Here is a 22,958-nt window from a genome sequence, read left to right on the forward strand (position 1 = left end):
TTTTTTGTAAAAAAATGCTTGACTTTCTTGGGCTATGAAGTCCAGCCTATTTTTGAGTTTATTTACATCGGTTTTGGACGTTAATTAGGGGAATGTATTGTAATTTAAACTAGAAAAGCACCGTTCGGTGCTTTTCTGCTATTCTATTCAAAATACAGCAAGTCCTTGCTAGTTTCGGTGAAGAGTTCAAAACCATTCTTAGTGACATGGCCGCAGTCCTCGATGCGGACACCGACTTTGCCAGGGATGTAAATACCAGGCTCAACAGAGAAGCACATGCCTTCTTCGATGACCATGTCGTTGCCTTCCATGATAGATGGAAATTCGTGAACATCCATACCGATACCATGGCCGAGGCGGTGATTGAAATACTCACCGTAGCCCGCTTTTTCGATAACTCGCCGAGCAGCACGGTCTACTTCATGAGCTGTGACGCCTGGCTTGATAAAGTCAAGTGCAGCTTGTTGGGCTTCCAATGTCAGATAATAGATATCTTTTTTGAACTGATCCGGCTGGCCAACAGCAACGGTCCTTGTCATATCGCTGGCATAGCCATTGACCATGCAGCCAAGGTCAAAGAGGAGGAGGGCGTTATTTTCGACCTTATTTGCTCCGGGAATACCGTGCGGATTAGCTGCATTATTTCCCGTCAGTACCATAGTTTCAAAGCTCATCTCATAGCCTTCTCGCTTGATGGCAAAGTCAATCTGAGCGATGATATCCGTTTCGGTATTATCCAGTGAAATATTGTCAAAACCGATATTAACAGCCTTGTCAGCATATTGGCCAGCTACCAGCATTTTCTGGATTTCATCGGCAGACTTAATCAGGCGCAAGCGGTTGACGTAAAGAGTCAGGTTGGTAAATTCTGCACTATCAAAAACAGTTTTCAATCCATGATATTTGGTCAAAATCAAGTTATCAAACTCAAGAGCGACGGTCTTGAAGGAGTGACTAGGCAGGGCAACTTTAATCTTCTGCCAAGGATTTTCAGAGTCCATATAGCCAAGGACTGAAAAGGGAACAGAACCTGAAGCACGCTCAACTTCTAAAGCTGGCACGAAGAGCAGGGGCTCATGGTCAGGATAGACAAACAAAAACATCTGCCGCTCATGCGGGTCACTGTAGAAACCAGTCAAATAATTGATAGTGACTGGATTAGACAGGACAGCAGCATCTAGCTTCTCATTTTCGAGATAGTGGGTGATTTGTTGGATTTTTGTCATGGTCACAACCTTCTTTCTATGCCTCTATTTTGGCAAAAAATGTCAAAAAAAGCAAGACTTTTCAAAAATTTATCAAAATACTTGAAAGTGTTTACAAGAAGTGATAAAATGGTGAATGTAGGAAAGTGAAAACGATATTTTCAATAGAAGAAAGGAAACTATATGAACACAGACGACACAGTAACCATTTATGATGTCGCCCGTGAAGCGGGAGTTTCGATGGCGACAGTCAGTCGGGTAGTGAATGGAAACAAGAACGTCAAAGAAAACACACGTAAAAAAGTTTTAGAGGTCATTGATCGTCTTGACTATCGTCCAAATGCAGTGGCACGAGGACTAGCCAGCAAGAAGACTACAACCGTCGGCGTTGTCATTCCAAATATTACCAATAGCTATTTCTCAACCTTGGCAAAAGGGATTGACGATATTGCTGAAATGTATAAATACAACATTGTCTTGGCTAACAGTGATGAGGACGATGATAAGGAAGTCTCCGTTGTCAATACCCTCTTTTCTAAGCAGGTGGATGGCATTATTTTCATGGGCTATCATCTGACAGAGAAAATTCGCTCAGAGTTTTCACGTTCGCGTACACCGGTCGTTTTGGCGGGTACTGTTGATGTGGAGCATCAGCTTCCGAGCGTCAATATTGACTACAAGCAAGCAACGGTTGATGCTGTAGAATTACTGGCTAAGCGCAATAAGAAAATTGCCTTTGTCAGCGGACCGCTTGTTGATGATATCAACGGGAAAATCCGTCTATCAGGCTATAAAGATGGCTTGAAGAACAAGAAACTTTCATACAGCGAAGGCTTGGTTTTTGAATCTAAATATTCTTATGATGATGGCTACCATTTGGCAGAGCGTGTCATTGCTTCCAAAGCAACTGCGGCTTTTGTCACAGGAGATGAGTTGGCAGCAGGCCTCTTAAATGGTCTGTCTGATCAAGGCATCAAGGTTCCAGAAGATTTTGAAATCATTACCAGTGATGATTCACAAGTAGCTCGTTTCACTCGTCCTAACCTTTCCACAATCGGTCAGCCCCTCTATGACATCGGCGCTATCAGTATGCGCATGCTGACTAAGATTATGCATAAGGAAGAATTGGAAGAACGCGAAGTTCTCCTAGCTCACAGCATTAGCGAGCGTAAATCAACTCGGAAATAAGCGGTGATCTGCAAGTCTGATTAGGAACTTCTTTAAACTTGAAAAGCGACTGAAGAGACTGGGTCAATGACTGCTTTAAGAGAGTTTTATGATTATGAAGCGAGGCTGAGGTATAGTACCTCAGCTTTTTTATGTTTCCGTTCAATTAGAGCGATTTTCTAAACCTTATCAGGCTTTGGATGGATTTTTTACCTCATTTGCCCTTGTGGTTTTCCTTTTTATTTTATTTTAGGTATAATAGGAAGTATGAAAGTATTACTGTATCTTGAAGGAAAGTCCGTTTTGGAGAAATCAGGAATCGGCCGAGCCCTCCAGCATCAGATGCATGCCTTGGATTTGGCTGGGATTCCTTATACGACGGACGTTTTAGGAGATTATGATGTGGTCCACATCAATACCTATGGTCCCCGTAGCTTGCTTCTTCTGCATGCTGCCAAGAGGGGCAATAAAAAAGTTATTATGCATGGGCATTCGACCAAGGAGGACTTTGAAAATTCCTTTATTGGATCCAATCTCTTTGCTCCGCTCTTTGGTAAATACCTGACTCACATGTATAAAAAGGCGGATTTCATTATCACGCCATCGGAGTATTCCAAGCAGCTGATCCAGTCTTATGGGGTCACTACACCCATGGTGGCTGTGTCAAACGGTATTGACCTGCCTAAGTATAAGAAAGATGCTCGCAAGGAAGAAGTTTTTAAAAAGTATTTTAAGATTGAAGAAGGGCAGAAGGTTGTCGTCTGTGCTGGACTTTATTTCCGCCGCAAGGGGATTGAGGATTTTGTAGAGGTTGCCCGCAGGATGCCTGATGTACGCTTTATCTGGCTGGGCTCTATTAATCTCTGGTTGATTCCGCGCAAGATTCGCCGTTTGGTTCTCTTTGACCACCCTGATAATGTCGAATTCCCTGGCTATTTTAAGGGAGCTGTTTTCCAGGGAGCCATGTCAGGAGCAGATGCCTTCTTTTTCCCGTCCTATGAGGAAACAGAAGGAATTGTTGTCCTGGAAGCCTTGGCTAGTGAGCAGAATGTTGTGCTGCGTGATATTCCAGTCTATCAGGGCTGGGTGGATGAGCGTTCAGCCGAGCTCTGCCATAATGTAGATGAGTTTGTCCAGTCTCTGAGAAATGTCTTAGATAAAAAGGTGGACAAGCGCGAAGCAGGCTATCAGGTGGCTAAAAGCCGGTCTATTGACGATGTTGCAGATCAGTTAGTTGAGGCTTATCAAACAGTTTTGGAGATGTAAGATGCGTATTGGTCTTTTTACAGATACCTATTTTCCTCAGGTCTCTGGGGTTGCTACTAGTATTCGGACTTTGAAGACGGAGCTGGAAAAATTAGGTCACACGGTATTTATTTTTACGACGACGGACAAGGATGTCAATCGTTATGAGGATTGGCAAATTATTCGGATTCCCAGCGTACCTTTCTTTGCCTTTAAGGATCGAAGAGTGGCTTATCGAGGATTTTCTCATGCCTTAGAAATTGCCCGTCAGTACCAGCTGGACATTATCCATACCCAGACTGAGTTCTCACTAGGGCTGCTGGGGATTTGGATTGCCAAAGAGCTGCGGATTCCGGTAGTACATACCTACCATACCCAGTATGAGGATTATGTGCACTATATTGCCAAGGGGATGGTCATCCGTCCTAGCATGGTCAAATATATCGTCCGTGGTTTTATGAGTGACTTGGATGGGGTTATCTGCCCTAGCGAGATTGTTTATGACCTTTTGGTTGATTATAAAATCGAAGCAGAAAAACGGGTGATTCCGACAGGGATTGAGCTGGCGAAGTTTGAGCGGCCGGAAATTTCGCGTGAGGATATCAAGAAGCTCCGTTTCAAGCTAGGACTGGCTGAAGATGAGATTATGCTGCTCAGTCTGTCCCGTATTTCTTATGAAAAGAATATTCAGGCTATCGTTGAAGCGATGCCTGCCGTCCTTGAAGAAAATGACAAAGTCAAGCTAGTCATTGTCGGTGACGGTCCTTATGCGGAAGACTTGAAAGAACTGGTTGCCAAGCTTCAGATTGAAGAAGCTGTCATCTTTACGGGGATGATTGCTCCCAGTGATACGGCCCTTTACTATAAAGCTGCGGATTTCTTTATCTCTGCCTCAACCAGTGAGACCCAAGGTCTGACCTACTTAGAAAGCTTAGCCAGCGGCACACCGATTATTGCCCATGGCAATCCTTATCTGGATAATGTTATCAGTGACAAGATTTTTGGGACCCTTTATTACCAAGAGCGGGATTTATCAGGTGCTATTTTAGAGGCGATTATTGCGACGCCTGACATGGATGAGCAGAAGTTAGAAGACAAGCTCTACGAGATTTCAGCGGAGAATTTTGGCCGCAGAGTCTATGAGTTTTATCTGGATTTAACCATTTCCAAGGATTTCCATAACGAGCTTAGCCCAGAGGAAAGTGCTGCCAAGCGTCTGGCCAAGACAGTGGCCTATTTGCCTGGCAAGGTCATTTCTCTACCAATCAACGGCTCTGTTCGTATCCTCAAAGCTTCAAGTAAGCAAGTGAAAAAAATCAGGAATATTACTAAATTATTAGAATAGAAACATGCCTTGCATCATTGCGGCAATAGCTATTTATGCAAGGTTTTTAGAAATAGAGGAGAAATCTTATGAAAAAATATCTCAAACAGTTGCCGTGGTTGCTTTTGTTCTATGGCATTGTCGTTGGTTCGGGCTTGATTTGGGAACAAATTTGGCAATATTTTATAAATAATACAGAAAGTATGGGAAGCGATTTGAGCTGGCTTTCTAATCTTAATTTATTTTATTATGCTGTGCTGCTTCCTTTGATTGGCGCAGTGATTGTTTATATAAATACTCGGATGCAAGGTTTTTCACTGCCCTTTCTTCTTTTGATTCCAGGGGTTCAGTATTATTACCTATTCAAAAACTTTTTTGACGGACTTTTTTACTCAGGAGATAAGATTTATAATCCAATCACTTCCACGCTTTATAATGCTAGGGATATTCATGTCTTGTTATTCCTTTCTTTGGGAGGAATGCTGTTGGCAGAGCAATACCGTAAAAAACGTCAAGCTGCGACTTTGAGTCAAGAGGCTCTAAATCGTTTTTCTGGTTTTGATGGTCAATAGCTCTTGCAAATTTTTCCAATCGTGCTATAATGTTTTCTAGAGACAAATCACCTGCAGGAAATCTTTTAGAGAGCGCGTGGAGCTGGAAATCGCGTAGAGGATGCAGTTGAGACTACTCTATCAGCTTTTATGCAAACATAAAACGGTGGCTACGTTAGAGCCGATTCGAGGTGTAAGTCTTTTGACTTACATAAATGAAGGTGGAACCACGTTGCGACGTCCTTTTTGGATGTCGTTTTTTGTTTTCATTTCTCTTGTGTAACTTTTTTAGTAGTGAGAGAAGGCTCTTTCTTTGCTATAATATTAAAAAAATATAATGAATAAAGGAGATCTGTATGGGGTTCAAATTTGAAGAAATTAAGGCTTATTTAATGAAACATGGCTTAGATTCTAGCATAGCTGAGTCACCACTGCATGCGGTTTATGGAACTCAGCGCTTAGGAGGCACTGCAAATGCCTACTTTTTAATTGTTTTTACCGAGACAGGAATCTACATCATTTCTATTACTCCTATGGGGAAATTAGGAGACATTGTAGGAGAATTTTCAGCAGAAGATATCCAAACTTACCAATTCAAGAAACGTCTGTTCTTGGGCTATAAACTTAAGATTTTGATGAATGATAAACAGGGTGTTGAATTCAATGTTAATAAGGTTATGATTGGTGCAGGCTGGCATAAAACTGAACTACAAAAAATACTAGAAACCAACTATTACAATAAAAGAATAGATTCTTAAAATATTTTTGTTATCTGAATAAGGAGAAAACACATGATTAAGATTACTTTCCCAGATGGCGCTGTTCGTGAATTCGAATCTGGCGTGTCAACTTTTGAAATTGCTCAATCTATCAGCAATTCCCTGGCTAAAAAAGCTTTGGCTGGTAAATTCAACGGCAAATTGATTGATACGACTCGTGCCATCACTGAAGATGGTTCCATCGAAATCGTAACACCTGATCACGAAGACGCTTTAGATATCTTGCGTCACTCTGCAGCCCACTTGTTTGCGCAAGCGGCTCGCCGTCTTTTCCCAGATATTCACTTGGGCGTTGGTCCTGCCATTCAGGATGGTTTCTACTACGATACGGACAATGAAGCAGGGCAAATTTCTAATGAAGATCTGCCTCTTATCGAAGAGGAAATGAAGAAAATCGTCAAAGAAAACTTCCCGTCCATCCGTGAGGAAGTGAGCAAGGATGAGGCGCGTGAAATTTTCAAAAACGATCCATACAAGTTGGAATTGATTGAAGAGCACTCAGAAGACGAGGGTGGTTTGACCATCTACCGTCAGGGTGAATATGTGGATCTCTGCCGTGGGCCTCACGTTCCATCTACAGGTAGGATTCAAATCTTCCACCTCTTGAACGTGGCCGGTGCATACTGGCGCGGGAACAGCGACAATGCTATGATGCAGCGGGTCTATGGTACTGCTTGGTTTGACAAGAAAGACCTGAAGAAATATCTGCAAATGCGGGAGGAAGCCAAAGAGCGTGACCATCGTAAGTTAGGGAAAGAGCTGGATCTCTTCATGATTTCTCAAGAGGTGGGGCAAGGTTTGCCATTCTGGCTGCCAAACGGTGCGACGGTCCGTCGCGAGTTAGAGCGCTACATCGTTGATAAAGAGTTGGCTTCCGGCTACCAACACGTCTACACTCCACCTTTGGCTTCTGTGGAGCTTTATAAGACTTCTGGCCACTGGGAGCACTACCAAGAGGATATGTTCCCAACTATGGATATGGGTGATGGGGAAGAGTTTGTTCTTCGTCCCATGAACTGCCCTCACCACATCCAGGTCTACAAACATCATGTTCATTCTTACCGTGAGTTGCCAATCCGTATCGCTGAGATTGGAATGATGCACCGCTATGAGAAATCTGGTGCTTTGACTGGTCTTCAACGTGTACGTGAAATGTCCTTGAATGATGGCCACTTGTTTGTAACGCCAGAACAGATTCAAGAAGAATTCCAGCGTGCGCTGCAGTTGATTATCGACGTTTATGCCGACTTCAACTTGACAGAATATCGTTTCCGTCTGTCTCTTCGTGATCCTCAGGATACGCATAAGTATTTTGATAACGATGAGATGTGGGAAAATGCCCAAACCATGCTGCGAGCAGCCTTGGACGAAATGGGTGTGGACTACTTTGAAGCAGAAGGAGAAGCAGCCTTCTACGGTCCAAAACTTGATATTCAGGTTAAAACAGCCCTAGGAAATGAAGAAACTCTGTCAACTATCCAGCTGGACTTCCTCTTGCCAGAGCGTTTTGACCTCAAGTATGTCGGAGCTGACGGTGAAGAGCATCGCCCAGTTATGATTCACCGTGGAGTTATCTCAACCATGGAGCGCTTCACAGCCATCTTGATTGAAAATTACAAGGGTGCCTTCCCGACTTGGCTGGCTCCGCATCAAGTGACCTTGATTCCAGTTTCCAATGAAGCCCATATTGACTATGCTTGGCAAGTAGCTAAGAAGCTGCGCGACAAGGGTGTCCGTGCTGATGTGGATGAGCGTAATGAAAAGATGCAGTACAAGATTCGTGCCTCACAAACTAGCAAGATTCCTTATCAGCTAATCGTTGGTGACAAGGAAGTAGAAGACGGTACTGTTAATGTCCGCCGCTACGGTCAAAAAGAAACACATACAATACCAGTAGACGAATTTGTAGAGCAGATCTTAGCAGACATTGCCAACAAATCACGTGTTGAAAAGTAGAACTCATTAGAAAACATTAAACCCGAGCAATTAGCTCGGGTTTAATTGTTTTCTATCTGTAGGTAGAAACTTCTTTAACTAATTATGTTAGCAAGTTTAACCTTAATTCAAGTATTTATCCACATAATCATCAAAATCAGGATACTCATTTCGGTTCATGGCATAGAGCATTTCCCCATAGAGAGGGTCGCTAGACGGGTCATCGGGTTCTAGAAGAGTAGCTATTTTCATATCATCATCTGGGAAAAGGATGGTGTAGTGATAGGTGTCGCTGACAGTGATACTGTAATATTTGGTATTATCTTGGTAGCCTGACTTATCTATCTTATAGTGAAATTCTTTATCGCCTAGCTTGCCGGTCTTGTCATTGAAGACAATGTCAATGTCCTCTCCATTTGCTTTCTGAGCCTTCCATTTTCCCTGGAAACTAGTGTGCTGACCGCAGGCGCTGAGAAAGATTAGTGTTAAGACAGTGATAAAAAGCCATGTTAGTTTTTTCATATCGTTCTCCTTGTCTATCCTTTGATATTATTCTACCACAAATATTAAAAATAAAAAAGCTGAGTTGGTAAACTCAACTTTTGCACAGTAGGTCTGTATTTGAGCTATCTATTCTGCAGCTTGAGCCCAGCGTTGGGATAGCTTGCGCGAGAAGCTGGAAATGGCGAAGTTAATCAGGAAATAGATGGCTGCTACTAGTAGGTAGAGTGCGAAGACCTGTTCAGCTTCAAAATAGCGTCCCATTAGAATTTGAGCAGAACCAAAGAGTTCTTGGAGCGCAATAACAGAATAGAGCAGGCTGGTATCCTTTATCACTGTTACAAACTGAGAAATGATGGCTGGCAGCATTTTCCGAATAGCCTGAGGTAGGATGATATAACGCAAAATCTGAAACTGAGTAAATCCTTGAGATAAGCCAGCTTCAGTCTGACCTGGATCAATGGCATTAAGGCCGCCCCGGATAATTTCTGCCAAAGCAGCAGAAGTAAAGACAGTGAAGCTGATGATACCGGCTGGTGTTGACTTAATCTGAAAGACTAAAAAGATGGTGAAAATCCAGAGCAGATTGGGTACATTACGGACAAATTCGATATAAATGCTGGCAATCAGCTTGAGCAGTTTATTTTTTCCGTTTCTCATGACTGCTAGAATGGTTCCAAAAACCGTTGATAGAACAATGGAAATGAAAGAAATTTGCAGTGTCAGCCAGAGTCCCTTAAGGATAAAGAGGAGGTTGTTTGCGGTTAAGACTTTTAAAATATTTTCCATAGAGACCTCCTTAGATGCTGTAAGCTTGTTTATTGGCTTCCTCTACCCTACGTCCCCAGCTAGCGATTGGGAAGCAAAGGAGGAAGTAGAGCAGAGCTGCTCCGGCAAAGGCTGGGATGTAGTTGGAGTTCAGAGCAGACCAGGACTTGGTCACGAACATCAGATCCATACCAGAGATAATAGCGACGGTAGATGTATTTTTTATCAGATTGACGACCTGATTGATTAGCGGTGGCAGGATAATCCTAAAAGCTTGGGGCAGGATGATGTATCGCATGGTTTCTACATAGGTAAAGCCCTGAGAGAGTGCAGCTTCGGTCTGCCCGCGAGGAATGGACTGGATACCTGAGCGGATGACTTCGGCGATATAAGCACCGTGGTAGAGGCCTACACAGAGCACCGCAGTCCAATAGATTGAGGGCATGATGGTGTAATTGCTGACTAGCGGAAGACCGTAAAAGACAATTACAAATTGCACTAATAGTGGTGTATTCTGATAAAACTCAACAAAAACACGAGCAAGACCACGTAGAACTTTATGCTTACCTGTGCTGATAGCTCCGAAGAAAATCCCTAGTAGAAGAGCCAAGGTCAGGGCACCGATAGAAATGGATAAGGTAAAGAGGAATCCTTGGAAAAACTTGCCAAAGTCCGCAAAGTAGGCCTGCCAAGAAGAAATACTAAAACTCATGGGGTCTCCTTTCTAATCATCTGTTGAAGTAGATGGTTTTAAATCATATTTGTCATAAATTTTCTGCAGACTGCCGTTTTCCTTCCATTTAGAGATTAGGCCATCTACATAGTCATTCAATTGAGTATTGGATTTTTTTGTTACCACACCATAATCAGCTTTTTTGAAGCTGTAATCCAGAATGTTTGACTTGGAACTTACATAGCCGGTCAGAATGGACTTGTCAACAGAAATAGCATCAATACGGTGAGCCCGCAAAGAAACAGCAAGTTCAGGGTAGGAGCCTAATTCCACATATTTAAAGTTGAGTTTTTTCTCTTGAGCGATTTCTTCCAACAAGGTTTGGGTGATAGAGCCTTGGACGACGCCGATAGTCTTGTTATTCAAGTCTTTGACGTCTTTAATTTTGCTGGATTTATTAACTAGAAAACCAGAAGCATCGGTGTAGTAAGGAGTTGTGAAATTATAGATTTCCTTACGCTCGTCTGTGATGGTAAAGGTCGCAATTACCATGTCAACTTGTCCGTTGTCCAGAAGTGGTCCGCGAGTTTGTGCGGTAACTGGGACGTAGTTGATTTTGACGCCTAGTTCCTTAGCAATCTTCTTTGCGATATCGATTTCTATACCGCTATATGTATTGCTATCAGGATTGAGATAACCAAAGTTAGGTACATCCTGCTTGACACCGACATTGAGGACTCCGCGTTTCTGGATGTCCTTGACCTGTTGGCTGGTACTGGAATCGGCTTGTGCGGGAGCGGCGTGAATCAAGCCTAGAGTCAGAAGGAGTAAGAGTAGGCTAATGAGTATTTTTTGTAGTTTCATAGGTCTTCTCCTTTTTAAGAAAGCACGTTATCGCTCTCATGGTTGATAATTTTACTGAGAAACTGCTTAGCGCGAGGTTCGGTAGGATTGTCAAAGAAAGCATCAACATCAGTAGTATCCACCAGCACCTCACCGTCTGCCATGAAGATAATGCGGTCAGCTACCTCACGGGCAAAGCCCATTTCGTGTGTAACCACAATCATATTCATGCCGTCTTTGGCTAATTTTTGCATAACAGCAAGAACATCCCCGATTGTCTCAGGGTCCAGGGCAGAAGTCGGTTCATCAAAGAGCAGGAGCTCAGGATGCATGGCTAAACCGCGGGCAATGGCAATCCTTTGCTTTTGTCCACCGGACAGCATGCCTGGGTAAGAGTCTTTCTTGTCCCACATGTTGACAAATTCTAGATATTTTTGAGCGATTTTTTTAGCTTCTTGTTTATCCATTCCTAGGACTTTAATAGGCGCCAAAGTGACATTTTCTAACACCGTTTTGTGGGGGTAAAGATTAAAATGTTGAAAGACCATTCCGACTTCTTTGCGTAAGTTGACCAGATCTTTGGCAGCAGTGTTCGCGACCTCGTGGCCATTGACGATCAAGCTTCCCTGGTCAATACCTTCTAAAGCGTTGATTGTACGGATAAGAGTAGATTTTCCTGAGCCGGATGGTCCCAGCAGTACAACCACTTGCCCTTTTTCAAAACTGAGATTGATATTGCGCAGAGCATGGTAGTCTCCGTAATACTTTTCGACATTTTTAAATTCAACCAAAGCCATATCTTTCTCCTTTGTGTTAGATAATATGACATAGATTTTACCATAGAATAAATAAACTGTCAAATTGAATAAAAATGACTATTTTTATTCTGAGAAAAAATTTTTTTGATGAGAATCGTCCATTTTCTACAAACGTGGAATAAAAATGGTTTGAATTAGTGTTTTTTAAGAAAACTTTGGTATAATAAGACTATATAAATAAAATTGGATTGGGAGTCTAGCTAGGCAAACTAGATTGCCTTTTGCACGTGTTGATGCAGGACGACTTAGCTGACTATGTCACAACTTTTCTATCATGGAGTTGATTCAATCCCAATCTTATGTTAAGGTGAACATATGAAGAAAATATTAGTTGTAGATGATGAGAAACCAATCTCAGATATTATTAAGTTTAATATGGCCAAGGAAGGCTATGAGGTTTTGACTGCCTTTGATGGCAAGGAAGCTTTGGAAATGTTTGAAGCAGAACAGCCGGACATCTTGATTCTGGACTTGATGCTGCCAGAAGTGGACGGACTGGAAGTTGCTCGGACTATTCGCAAGACCAGCAATGTTCCGATTATTGTATTGTCTGCTAAGGACAGTGAGTTTGACAAGGTTATCGGCCTTGAAATTGGTGCTGATGACTATGTGACCAAGCCTTTCTCAAATCGTGAGCTGCAGGCGCGTGTTAAGGCACTTCTTCGTCGGGCAGACCTTGTTGTGGAAAACCAAGTAGAAGAAAGTGGCCCGAACGAGTTGACCATTGGAGAACTGCAGATTTTGCCAGATGCTTTTGTTGCTAAGAAGCATGGCAAGGAGCTGGAGCTGACCCACCGCGAGTTTGAACTTCTTCATCATTTGGCGACACATATCGGTCAGGTGATGACACGTGAGCACTTGCTGGAAACAGTATGGGGCTATGACTATTTTGGCGATGTCCGTACAGTGGATGTGACCATTCGCCGCCTGCGTGAAAAGATTGAAGATACGCCAAGCCGACCTGAGTATATCTTGACTCGCCGCGGAGTTGGCTACTATATGAGAAATAATGATTGAAGCAATTAAACAATTTGTGATTTCTGCGGATTTTGTCTTTGCAATCATTATTATCGGCTTCATTGTAGTTGTTGCCTTGCTTTTATTGGAAAATCGCCGTGATAACCAAAAGCTTGTACAGCTTAATCAAAAGGTTAAAGATTTGATTGCAGGTGACTATTCTGAAGTGCTGGACATGCAAGGGAGTCCAGAAATCACAGATATGACCAACAGTATCAATGATCTTTCAGAGGTCATTCGACTGACACATGAAAACCTTGAGCAAGAAACAAAACGCCTTTCCAGTATCCTGTCCTATATGACAGATGGCGTGCTTGCGACCAACCGTCGGGGGCAGATTATCACTATCAACGATATGGCAACCAAGCAGTTGGGAGTTAAGAGAGATGAGGTCCAAAATATGAGTATTTTGGATCTGCTTTCGATTTCAGACGAGTATGATTTGAGGGACCTGATTACCAATGTTCCTGAGCTGACGATAGATTCTCAGGATGAAAATGGTGAGTACTTGAGCTTGCGGGTTCGCTTTGCCTTGGTAAGGCGGGAGTCGGGCTTCATTTCTGGTTTGGTAGCTGTCTTGCATGATACGACCGAGCAGGACAAGGAAGAGCGGGAGCGTCGCCTCTTTGTCTCCAACGTCAGCCACGAGTTGCGGACTCCGCTGACCAGTGTTAAGTCCTATCTGGAAGCCCTGGATGAGGGAGCCTTGTCTGAGCCAGTAGCGCCAGACTTTGTCAAGGTATCACTCAATGAAACCAATCGCATGATGCGGATGGTGACGGACCTGCTTAGTCTGTCCCGCATTGACAACGAGACTAGTCATCTGGAAGTGGAGCTGACGAATTTCACAGCTTTTATCACCTTTATCCTCAATCGCTTTGACAAGATAAAAAATCAAGACGAAACTAAGAAATATGAGATTATCCGTGATTATCCGATAACACCGATTTGGGTGGAGATTGATACAGATAAGCTGACCCAGGTCATTGATAATATCATGAACAATGCCATCAAGTATTCACCAGATGGTGGAACCATTACTGTTTCCATCAAGACAACAGATGAGCAGTTGATTCTCTCAATTGCAGATGAGGGACTGGGGATTCCCAAACAAGACCTGCCTAAGATCTTTGACCGCTTTTATCGAGTGGACAAGGCACGCAGCCGCGCACAGGGCGGAACGGGTCTGGGGTTGGCCATTGCTAAGGAAATTATCAAGCAGCATCAGGGCTTTATCTGGGCTAAGAGTGAGTATGGTGTGGGCTCGACCTTTACCATTGTCTTGCCTTATGAGAATGATGGTGTCCGGGATGACGACTGGGATAATGAAGATGATATATAGAAAGTAAACATGACTAAAGGATTTCAATACAGTATTCTGGCGTCAGGATCAAGCGGTAACTGTTTCTATCTGGAAACAGATCAAAAGCGGATTCTGGTTGACGCTGGCTTATCAGGCAAGAAAATCACTAGCTTGCTGGGCGAAATTGACCGCAAGCCTGAGGATTTGGATGCCATTTTAGTGACCCATGAGCACAAGGACCACATTCATGGTGTTGGAGTGTTGGCCCGCAAGTATCATCTGGATATTTATGCTAATGAGGCTACTTGGAAGGCTATGGAAAAGGACTTGGGGAAGCTGGATGCTAGTCAAAAGCATATCTTTGAATTGGGCAAGACCAAGACCTTTGGAGACTTGGATGTGGAGAGCTTTGGTGTCAGCCATGACGCAGCCTGTCCACAGTTTTACCGCTTCATGAAAGATGACAAAAGCTTTGTCATGCTTACGGATACGGGCTATGTCAGTGACCGGATGGCTGGGATTATCGAAAATGCCGACGGGTACTTGATTGAGAGCAACCATGATATTGAAATTCTTCGCAGCGGCGCCTATCCTTGGAGTCTCAAGCAGCGAATTCTGTCGGATATGGGTCACCTGTCCAATGAAGATGGAGCAGAGACCATGATTCGGACTCTGGGTAATCGCACCAAGCGAATCTATCTGGGGCATCTCAGTAAGGAAAATAATATCAAGGAATTGGCTCACATGACCATGGTCAATCAACTGGCTCAAGCCGATATGGCAGTCGGCCATGATTTCCAGGTCTATGATACCTCGCCTGATACCGCAACACCTTTGACGAGTATTTAAACACCAGACCGAAAGGTTTGGTTCTCTTGCTCTAGTGCGGTATCCATTAAAGATTTAAAAAGCAACGGTTTTATTTTGCAAAGGAGCTTGTATGCGGCCAATTTACTTTGTGGTAGGTCTATTATCTTTAGGGTTAGGAGTTTTGGGGATTTTTCTGCCTCTCCTGCCGACGACACCATTTCTTCTCTTGTCCATCGCCTGCTTTTCGCGCAGTTCCAAGCGCTTTGAGAATTGGCTCTATCATACCAAGATGTATCAGACCTACGTGGCAGATTTTCGAGAGACGGGAACGATTGCCAAGGAGCGTAAAAAAAAGATCATCGTTTCCATCTATATCTTGATGGGGATTTCCATTTTTCTAGCGCCTATTATTTGGGTTAAGATTGGACTGTTGGGTCTGACCATTTTTATCACCTATTATTTGTTTAAAGTAATTCCGGATAAGGAATAGAAATCACTGTCAGCAGGTGCGTTTGCGCCTGTTTTTTGTTATAATAGAGACTGTATATCTTTGGAAAGGAAAAGGTGTCATGCTACTTATCTGACTGAGGTCAGCATGATGTAAAATAGTAATGGAAAATTTGAAAAAAGCATTGCTGGAGCAGTTTGACTTGGTTTTCTCTGATGAGACCTTGTTGGAAACGGCTTTTACACATACGAGCTATGCCAATGAGCACCGCCTCTTAAAAATTTCACACAATGAGCGCTTGGAATTTTTAGGAGACGCTGTTCTGCAACTGATTATTTCGGAGTATCTTTATACCAAGTATCCTAAGAGACCAGAGGGCGACTTGTCCAAGCTGCGTTCCATGATTGTTCGGGAGGAGAGCTTGGCAGGCTTTGCCCGTGATTGTCAGTTTGATCATTTTATCAAGCTGGGACGCGGTGAGGAGAAGTCTGGCGGCCGGAATCGTGATACGATTTTAGGAGATTTGTTCGAGGCCTTTTTAGGCGCCTTGCTCTTAGATAAGGGTGTGGAAGCAGTCAAAAGCTTTCTCTACCAAGTCATGATTCCCAAGGTGGAAGCGGGAGATTTTGAGCGGGTGACGGACTATAAGACCAAGCTGCAAGAGTTGCTGCAGATTAATGGTGATGTGGAAATTGCCTATCAGGTCGTGTCTGAGACAGGGCCGGCTCATGCCAAAAATTTCGAGGTGGCTGTTCTCATCAATGGCCGCAAGTCCGGTCAAGGCCAGGGGCGTTCTAAAAAGCTGGCCGAGCAGGAAGCTGCTAAAAACGCATTTGAAAAGGAAAGTTCTTCATGTTTTTAAAGGAAATTGAAATTCAGGGCTTCAAGTCGTTTGCTGATAAGACTAAAGTTGTCTTTGATCAGGGAGTGACAGCGGTTGTTGGGCCAAACGGTTCCGGCAAGTCCAACATTACAGAGAGCCTGCGCTGGGCCTTGGGAGAGTCCAGTGTGAAAAGTCTGCGGGGCGGCAAGATGCCCGATGTGATTTTTGCGGGAACAGAAACCCGCAAGCCACTTAATTACGCATCCGTGGTAGTGGTTCTGGACAACAGTGACCAATTTATCAAGGATGCTGCCAATGAGATTCGGGTGGAGCGTCACATTTACCGCAGCGGTGATAGTGAGTATAAGATTGACGGCAAAAAAGTCCGTCTGCGCGATATCCACGATCTCTTCATGGATACTGGGCTGGGACGAGATTCCTTCTCCATCATTTCCCAAGGGAAGGTCGAGGAAATCTTCAACAGCAAGCCGGAGGAACGCCGGGCAATTTTTGAAGAAGCTGCTGGAGTGCTTAAGTATAAGACACGTCGTAAGGAAACGGAAAGCAAGCTTAGTCAAACTCAGGATAATCTGGACCGTCTGGAAGACATTATCTACGAGCTGGAGAGCCAGGTCAAGCCCTTGGAGAAGCAGGCTGAAACTGCTAAGCGTTTCTTGAGTCTGGATGGCCAGCGCCGAGAGCTTTACTTGGATGTTTTGGTAGCTCAGCTGACAGCTAACAAGGAAAAGTTGACCCAGTCTGAAGAAGATTTAAGGAATATCCAGCAGGAGCTGGCAGCCTACTACAGCAAGCGCGATGAGCTGGAAGTTGAAAACCAAACCTTGAAGGCCAAGCGCCATGAGCTCAATCAAACTTTGTCTGATGATCAAGCTAGTTTGCTGGAATTGACCCGCTTAATCAGTGATTTGGAGCGGCAGATTGACCTCTCTAAGCTGGAGTCCAGCCAGGCAGCGACGAGCCGCCGGGAAAATGAAGAGCGCTTGGCTGCTCTGTCAGAAAAACTGGCTCAGATAGAAAGCAACATAGAAGACAAGCAGGCTGAATTGAGCCAAATAGCTGCCAAACTGAGTGACAATGAGCAGTCTATCGCTGCTTTGGAAGCAGAATTAGCAGACTTTTCAGATGATCCAGACCAGCTGATTGAGCATCTGCGTGAGCAGTATGTCAAGCTCATGCAGGAAGAGGCAAATCTTTCTAATGACTTGACTTCTCTGGAGAGTCAGCTGGCTAGTGAGCTTAAATTGGCTGAGAGCAAGAAGGCTGACTATGCTAAGCTACAGGCTGATTTGGAGGCTAGTCAGATTCAGGAGCAGGCTGGTTTGGAGGAGTTGGAAATTGCTCGCCAAGCTCTCAAGGGCCTACTGGCTGACTACCAAAGTCAGATCCAGTTAGTAGAGAAGCTAGAGGCAGATTATAAACATCAGCAGACTAAGATGTTTGAGCTTTTGGACGACCTCAAAAACAAGCAGGCACGTTCCAATAGCTTGGAGGCCATTCTCAAAAATCACAGTAATTTCTATGCTGGTGTTAAGAGTGTGCTACAAGAGGCTGGCCGACTGGGCGGTATTGTAGGAGCAGTCAGCGAAAAGCTCAGTTTTGATCCTCACTATCAGACAGCGCTGGAAATTGCCTTGGGAGCCAGCAGTCAGAATATCATCGTAGAAGATGAGGCGGCTGCGACTCGGGCTATCGAATTTCTGAAGAAAAATCGGGCTGGCCGGGCAACCTTCCTGCCTTTAACAACCATCAAGCCGCGTCAGCTGCCTGACCATAACCGTGCTACAATTGAAAAAAGTGCTGGTTTTCTGGGGCTGGCTTCTTCCTTGGTCAGCTATGAGTCATCGTTAGACAGTATTTTTCAAAATCTGCTGGGAACGACTGCTATTTTTGATACAGTGGAGCATGCCCGAGCAGCAGCTCGCCAAGTGCGCTATCAGGTTCGCATGGTGACTTTGGATGGAACAGAGCTTCGGACTGGCGGTTCCTATGCCGGTGGTGCCAACCGCAATAACAATACCATCTTTATCAAGCCGGAGCTAGATGCTCTGCTTGAAGAGATTAAGCAGAAAAATATCAGCTTGAAAGAGCAGGAAGAAGCAGTGCAAATTCTGCAAAACCAGCTAAGTCAGGCTAAGCAGGTATTGGAACAAATCAAGACAGATGGTGAGCAGGCTCGCTTGGCTGAACAAAAGGCTAATCTAGCCTACGAACAGTTAGCCAAGCGCGTAGAAGAACTCACAAGTCTGAAAAATCTACAGGAACAGGAGTTGGCTGGTCAGTCTGGTTTGGATATTTCAGAAGAGAAAGACCGACTGCAGACCCGCTTGACCGAAATTGAGCAAGAAAAAATGGACATCACTGCAGAAATAGAGCAGGTTAAGTCGAACAAAGATGCAGTTCAGGCTCGTTTTGACAAACTTTCCTCTCGTTTAGCTGAACTCAAGCTCCAGCGAACAGAGCTGACCTCCAATCAACGCTTTGAAAAGAATGACTTGGAACGTCTGTCCGAGGAAAAAGCCAGCCTTGCAAAAGAGCAGGCGACCTTGGAGCTCTTGATGGAGCAAAAGGAGCAGTCCAGCCTGCAAAAGGTGGACATTACGATTTTGGAAGAGCAATTAGACACTGCCAAGCAAGAAAAGACTGACCTGGATCAAAGACTGATTCGTCTGAAATTTGAGCTTGAAGATTTAGAAGGTCAGTCTGATGATATTGCTAGTCGATTGGAGCAAGCCCGTCATCAAAATGAAGAATTGATTCGCCGGCAAGCCAAGGCAGAGGCAGAAAAGGATAAGCTCATGGATGTCATGCGCCGTCTGGCAAGCAATCTGACAGATGACTATCAGATGAGTTTCGAAGAAGCAAGCAGCCAGGCTCGTCCGTTAGAAAGTTTGCCAGCTGCTGAAAGCCAGGTGAAGGATTTGGAAAAAGCCATTCGAGCTTTAGGTCCAGTCAATCTGGAAGCAGTTGAGCAGTTTGAAGAAGTCAGCAACCGTTTGAACTTCCTCAACGAGCAACGAGACGATGTCCTATCAGCCAAAAATCTGCTCTTAGAAACGATTGAAGAGATGAATGACGAAGTCAAGGAACGCTTTAAATCAACCTTTGAAGCCATTCGTGAAAGCTTCAAGGTGACTTTCCGTCAGATGTTTGGCGGTGGTTCGGCAGACCTGATATTGACAGAGGGAGACTTGCTGACTGCAGGTGTAGAAATTTCCGTGCAGCCACCGGGCAAGAAGATCCAGTCGCTTAATCTGATGAGCGGTGGCGAGAAGGCCTTGTCAGCTTTGGCTCTACTCTTCTCAATCATCCGTGTTAAGACCATTCCTTTTGTCATCTTGGATGAGGTGGAAGCAGCGCTGGACGAGGCTAATGTTAAACGCTTTGGGGATTATCTCAATCGATTTGACAAGGACAGCCAGTTCATTGTGGTCACTCACCGTAAGGGAACCATGTCAGCTGCAGACTCTATTTACGGAGTTACCATGCAGGAGTCTGGTGTTTCCAAGATTGTCTCGGTCAAGTTAAAAGATTTAGAAAGTATGTAAAATGAGTATAAAATTAGTAGCAACGGATATGGACGGCACCTTTTTAGACAGTAAAGGTCAGTTTGATATGGACCGTCTCAAGCAAGTTTTGGCTCGCTTCAAAGAAAAAGGCATGTATTTTGCTGTAGCCAGCGGGCGCGCCCTCTTGTCGCTGGAAAAGCTGTTTGAGGAAGTGCGCAATGAGATTATTTTTATTGCTGAAAACGGCAGCTTAGTTGAATTTCATGGCGAGGATCTCTATGAAGCAACCATGCCACAGGACTTTTATCTTAAGGTTTTTGATAAGCTGCAGGAATCTCCCTATGTTAATGTCAATGAGCTGCTTTTGACGGGCAAACGTGCCTGCTATGTCTTGGAGACTGTAGATCCGACCTATCTTTCTTTCAGTGCTCATTATAATGAAAATATTCAAAAAGTAGCTAGCCTCGCTGATATCAACGATGATATTTTTAAGTTTACGACCAATTTTGCTGAGGACCAAGTCGCAGCTGGTGAAGCTTGGGTCAATGAGAATATTGACGGAGTCAAGGCCATGACAACCGGCTACAAGTCCATTGACATCGTTCTGGACCATGTGGATAAGGGGGTTGCCATTGTCGAGCTGGCCAAGAAGCTAGACATAGATCTTTCTCAGGTTATGGTCTTTGGTGATAATCTCAATGATTTGCACATGATGCAGGTGGCTGGCTATCCGATTGCGACTGAAAATGCTCGTCCTGAGATTTTAGAAGTCGCCAAGGAAGTCATCGGCCACCATGATGCTCAGTCGGTTATCACTTACATGGAGGGATTATAATGGCAGATATAAAACTGATTGCTCTGGACTTGGATGGAACTCTCCTGACTTCAGACAAGAAGATTTCTGAGCGTAATTTAGCAGCTTTAAAAGCAGCTCAGGCCAAGGGAGTTAAGGTAGTTCTGACTACTGGCCGCCCTCTTAAGGCCATGGACTTTTTCCTGCATGAGCTGGGAACAGACGGTCGAGAGGATGAGTACACCATTACTTTTAATGGTGGTCTTGTTCAGCGCAACACTGGAGAAATCCTTGATAAAACAGTCTTTTCTTATGATGATGTGGCTCGGATTTACGAGGAGACAGACAAGCTCTACATACCGCTTGATGCTATCTGCGAAGGACTTGTCTATCAGATTCAGTCCGATCAAGATTCGCTTTATGCTCAGTTCAATCCTGCTCTGACCTTTGAGCCTATTGATTTCAGTGATTTGTCTAGTCAGCAGACTTATAATAAATGTGTCACTGCTTATGCTCAAGAACCACTGGATGCTGCTATTGAGCAAATTTCACCAGAATTATTTGAGCGCTATGAGATTTTCAAATCTAGAGAAATGCTACTGGAGTGGTCACCGAAAAATGTTCATAAGGCTAATGGCTTGGAGAAACTGATTGCCCATTTAGGGATTGAGAGAAGTCAGGTCATGGCCTGTGGTGATGAAGCCAATGATCTGTCTATGATTGAGTGGGCTGGTCTGGGAGTGGCCATGCAGAATGCAGTAGCCATTGTTAAAGAAGCAGCCAATGTGGTGACACCTATGACTAATGATGAGGATGCAGTGGCTTGGGCTATTGAAGAATATGTACTAAAGGAGGATTAGCCGATGGGATTATTTGACCGCCTTTTCGGCCGAAAAAAACAAGAACCGCCAATTGAAGAAGTTGTCAAGGAAGCATTGGAAAACATTGGCGAGCTTGAAGAAGAAACAGCGCCTGCTCCAGAAGCAGGAGAAAATCTTGAAGCGGAAGCTGTTCAGTCCTATCAGGACGAGCAGCAACTTGATGACCAAATTTCGGATACAAAAGATAGTTTGGCTGATGTTGAAGAGCCAGCATCTCAAGCCATCCAAGAAGAAAGCAAGGAGTCTGAGCATGAAAGAGAAATTATTACAGAAAATCAAGAAGTGGCTCAAGGAGCAAGTCAGACTGAAGAAACTCTAGAAGAGCATCATGCTGAGAGCATTGACGAAACGGTAGAAGAAGTTGTTGAACAAGCAAAGCTGTCGGATGAAGCATCATCTCATAACGAGCATGAAGCAGTTTCTTATGACGAGGTAGGAACTGATTCAAATAATGAGTTCGAGCTAGAAACAGAAGCTGAGTCACTAACAGAATCAGAACAGGTCGAACAAGCAGCTGATGTTGCTGAAGAATCAGAAGCTACAGAAGAGCCTACTGATCTTCCTCAAGAGGAATCCACTCAGGAAAAATATGACCGCAGCCTAAAGAAGACTCGGACAGGATTTGGAGCACGACTTAATGCCTTCTTTGCTAATTTCCGCTCAGTAGATGAAGAGTTCTTCGAAGACTTGGAAGAGCTGCTCATCACTAGTGATGTAGGGGTGCAGGTAGCTTCCAGTCTGACTGAGGAACTACGCTATGAAGCCCGTCTGGAAAATGCTAAAAAACCAGCTGCTCTGCGCCAGCTGATTATTGAAAAATTGGTGGACATTTATGAGAAAGATGGCCGCTTTAATGAAAAAATCAATTTCCAAAATGGTCTGACTGTCATGCTCTTTGTTGGGGTTAACGGAGTCGGTAAGACGACCTCTATCGGTAAATTAGCCTATAAGTACAAACAACAAGGCAAGAAAGTCATGTTGGTAGCAGCAGATACATTCCGAGCTGGAGCAGTAGCTCAGCTGGCTGAATGGGGTCGGCGCGTAGATGTTCCAGTAGTAACGGGGCCTGAGAAGAGCGATCCTGCCAGTGTGGTATATGACGGTATGGAGCGTGCTCAGGCAGAGCAGGTTGATGTTCTTATGATTGACACGGCTGGCCGCCTGCAAAATAAGGACAATCTCATGGCGGAACTGGAGAAAATTGGCCGTATTATTAAGCGGGTGGATCCAGAAGCGCCACATGAAACTTTCCTAGCTCTCGATGCTTCAACCGGTCAGAATGCTCTGGTTCAGGCCAAGGAATTTTCTAAAATTACTCCAGTCACAGGAATTGTACTGACGAAGATTGATGGAACAGCTCGAGGTGGGGTTGTGCTAGCCATTCGTCAGGAATTGGATATCCCAGTGAAGCTGATTGGCTTTGGAGAAAAGATTGATGATATCGGTGAGTTTAACTCGGAGAACTTTATGAAAGGCCTGCTTGAAGGCTTGGTATAAAACAAAAAACCAGTATGAGTACTGGTTTTTTTATGAACAATTTTTAAATT

General features: G+C 44.1%; 21 protein-coding genes. 15 read left to right on the forward strand and 6 right to left on the reverse strand.

Annotated features, from left to right (window positions below; translation table 11 throughout):
* Window positions 1–143 precede the first annotated feature (143 nt).
* Complete coding sequence (locus tag HMPREF9378_RS09760) at window positions 144–1,226, reverse strand: M24 family metallopeptidase (RefSeq protein ID WP_002913357.1); 1,083 nt, start codon at window positions 1,224–1,226, stop codon at window positions 144–146.
* 162 nt (window positions 1,227–1,388) lie between these two features.
* On the opposite strand from HMPREF9378_RS09760, the gene ccpA reads away from it, so the two are divergent.
* The 6 genes from ccpA to thrS all read left to right on the forward strand — a co-directional run bounded on the left by ccpA (window position 1,389) and on the right by thrS (window position 8,227).
* Window positions 1,389–2,393: a catabolite control protein A gene (ccpA, locus tag HMPREF9378_RS09755; RefSeq protein WP_002894913.1), complete on the forward strand. Its 1,005-nt coding sequence runs from the start codon at window positions 1,389–1,391 to the stop codon at window positions 2,391–2,393.
* Between the two features lie 246 nt (window positions 2,394–2,639).
* Entirely contained in the window at window positions 2,640–3,638 is a 999-nt protein-coding gene (locus HMPREF9378_RS09750; RefSeq protein ID WP_002904961.1) for an LTA glycolipid anchor biosynthesis glycosyltransferase, IagA/BgsA family, read from the forward strand.
* Window position 3,639: 1 nt separating this feature from the next.
* Window positions 3,640–4,962: a glycosyltransferase family 4 protein gene (locus HMPREF9378_RS09745; protein WP_002913364.1), complete on the forward strand. Its 1,323-nt coding sequence runs from the start codon at window positions 3,640–3,642 to the stop codon at window positions 4,960–4,962.
* Between the two features lie 68 nt (window positions 4,963–5,030).
* Window positions 5,031–5,513 (forward strand): hypothetical protein, encoded by a 483-nt coding sequence (locus HMPREF9378_RS09740; protein ID WP_002913365.1) that lies wholly within the window; start codon window positions 5,031–5,033, stop codon window positions 5,511–5,513.
* 335 nt (window positions 5,514–5,848) lie between these two features.
* Window positions 5,849–6,250, forward strand: coding sequence for a hypothetical protein (locus HMPREF9378_RS09735; RefSeq protein WP_002899927.1), 402 nt, complete (start codon window positions 5,849–5,851; stop codon window positions 6,248–6,250).
* A gap of 33 nt (window positions 6,251–6,283) precedes the next feature.
* Window positions 6,284–8,227 (forward strand): threonine--tRNA ligase, encoded by a 1,944-nt coding sequence (gene thrS, locus HMPREF9378_RS09730; protein WP_002913371.1) that lies wholly within the window; start codon window positions 6,284–6,286, stop codon window positions 8,225–8,227.
* Between the two features lie 102 nt (window positions 8,228–8,329).
* On the opposite strand, the gene HMPREF9378_RS09725 is transcribed toward thrS, so the two are convergent.
* The 5 genes from HMPREF9378_RS09725 to HMPREF9378_RS09705 form a co-directional block, all read right to left on the reverse strand.
* Window positions 8,330–8,728, reverse strand: coding sequence for a hypothetical protein (locus HMPREF9378_RS09725; RefSeq protein ID WP_002913375.1), 399 nt, complete (start codon window positions 8,726–8,728; stop codon window positions 8,330–8,332).
* Window positions 8,729–8,836: 108 nt separating this feature from the next.
* Window positions 8,837–9,496, reverse strand: coding sequence for an amino acid ABC transporter permease (locus HMPREF9378_RS09720; RefSeq protein ID WP_002906089.1), 660 nt, complete (start codon window positions 9,494–9,496; stop codon window positions 8,837–8,839).
* 10 nt (window positions 9,497–9,506) lie between these two features.
* A complete protein-coding gene (locus tag HMPREF9378_RS09715) occupies window positions 9,507–10,187 on the reverse strand; it encodes an amino acid ABC transporter permease (protein ID WP_002913378.1) in 681 nt (226 codons plus the stop codon).
* A gap of 12 nt (window positions 10,188–10,199) precedes the next feature.
* Window positions 10,200–11,012: a transporter substrate-binding domain-containing protein gene (locus HMPREF9378_RS09710; RefSeq protein WP_002913380.1), complete on the reverse strand. Its 813-nt coding sequence runs from the start codon at window positions 11,010–11,012 to the stop codon at window positions 10,200–10,202.
* 14 nt (window positions 11,013–11,026) lie between these two features.
* Complete coding sequence (locus tag HMPREF9378_RS09705) at window positions 11,027–11,788, reverse strand: amino acid ABC transporter ATP-binding protein (RefSeq protein WP_002913381.1); 762 nt, start codon at window positions 11,786–11,788, stop codon at window positions 11,027–11,029.
* Between the two features lie 336 nt (window positions 11,789–12,124).
* Between HMPREF9378_RS09705 and yycF the strand changes: the two genes are divergently transcribed.
* The 9 genes from yycF to ftsY all read left to right on the forward strand — a co-directional run bounded on the left by yycF (window position 12,125) and on the right by ftsY (window position 22,908).
* Window positions 12,125–12,826 carry a response regulator YycF gene (yycF, locus tag HMPREF9378_RS09700; RefSeq protein ID WP_002894937.1) on the forward strand — a complete coding sequence of 234 codons (702 nt, stop codon included), beginning with the start codon at window positions 12,125–12,127 and terminating at the stop codon, window positions 12,824–12,826.
* A complete protein-coding gene (gene vicK, locus HMPREF9378_RS09695) occupies window positions 12,819–14,168 on the forward strand; it encodes a cell wall metabolism sensor histidine kinase VicK (protein ID WP_002899938.1) in 1,350 nt (449 codons plus the stop codon). The genes yycF and vicK overlap by 8 nt, the downstream gene beginning before the upstream one ends.
* 9 nt (window positions 14,169–14,177) lie before the next feature.
* The gene (locus HMPREF9378_RS09690; protein ID WP_002913382.1) at window positions 14,178–14,978 is read left to right on the forward strand and encodes an MBL fold metallo-hydrolase; all 801 of its coding nucleotides are present in this window, start codon (window positions 14,178–14,180) and stop codon (window positions 14,976–14,978) included.
* A 91-nt stretch (window positions 14,979–15,069) separates the two neighbouring features.
* The gene (locus tag HMPREF9378_RS09685) at window positions 15,070–15,429 is read left to right on the forward strand and encodes a YbaN family protein (RefSeq protein WP_002906095.1); all 360 of its coding nucleotides are present in this window, start codon (window positions 15,070–15,072) and stop codon (window positions 15,427–15,429) included.
* Between the two features lie 121 nt (window positions 15,430–15,550).
* Window positions 15,551–16,249, forward strand: coding sequence for a ribonuclease III (gene rnc / locus HMPREF9378_RS09680; protein ID WP_002913383.1), 699 nt, complete (start codon window positions 15,551–15,553; stop codon window positions 16,247–16,249).
* Window positions 16,240–19,776, forward strand: coding sequence for a chromosome segregation protein SMC (gene smc / locus HMPREF9378_RS09675; protein WP_002913384.1), 3,537 nt, complete (start codon window positions 16,240–16,242; stop codon window positions 19,774–19,776). The genes rnc and smc overlap by 10 nt, the downstream gene beginning before the upstream one ends.
* A gap of 1 nt (window position 19,777) precedes the next feature.
* Window positions 19,778–20,572 carry a Cof-type HAD-IIB family hydrolase gene (locus HMPREF9378_RS09670; RefSeq protein ID WP_002913385.1) on the forward strand — a complete coding sequence of 265 codons (795 nt, stop codon included), beginning with the start codon at window positions 19,778–19,780 and terminating at the stop codon, window positions 20,570–20,572.
* Window positions 20,572–21,390 carry a Cof-type HAD-IIB family hydrolase gene (locus HMPREF9378_RS09665; RefSeq protein WP_002899944.1) on the forward strand — a complete coding sequence of 273 codons (819 nt, stop codon included), beginning with the start codon at window positions 20,572–20,574 and terminating at the stop codon, window positions 21,388–21,390. Before HMPREF9378_RS09670 ends, HMPREF9378_RS09665 begins: the two co-directional genes overlap by 1 nt.
* A gap of 3 nt (window positions 21,391–21,393) precedes the next feature.
* On the forward strand, window positions 21,394–22,908 hold the full coding sequence (gene ftsY / locus HMPREF9378_RS09660) for a signal recognition particle-docking protein FtsY (RefSeq protein ID WP_002899945.1): 1,515 nt from the start codon (window positions 21,394–21,396) through the stop codon (window positions 22,906–22,908).
* Window positions 22,909–22,958 lie beyond the last annotated feature (50 nt).

This window comes from Streptococcus sanguinis SK1 = NCTC 7863, from assembly GCF_000194945.1.
GTDB classification, from domain to species: domain Bacteria; phylum Bacillota; class Bacilli; order Lactobacillales; family Streptococcaceae; genus Streptococcus; species Streptococcus sanguinis.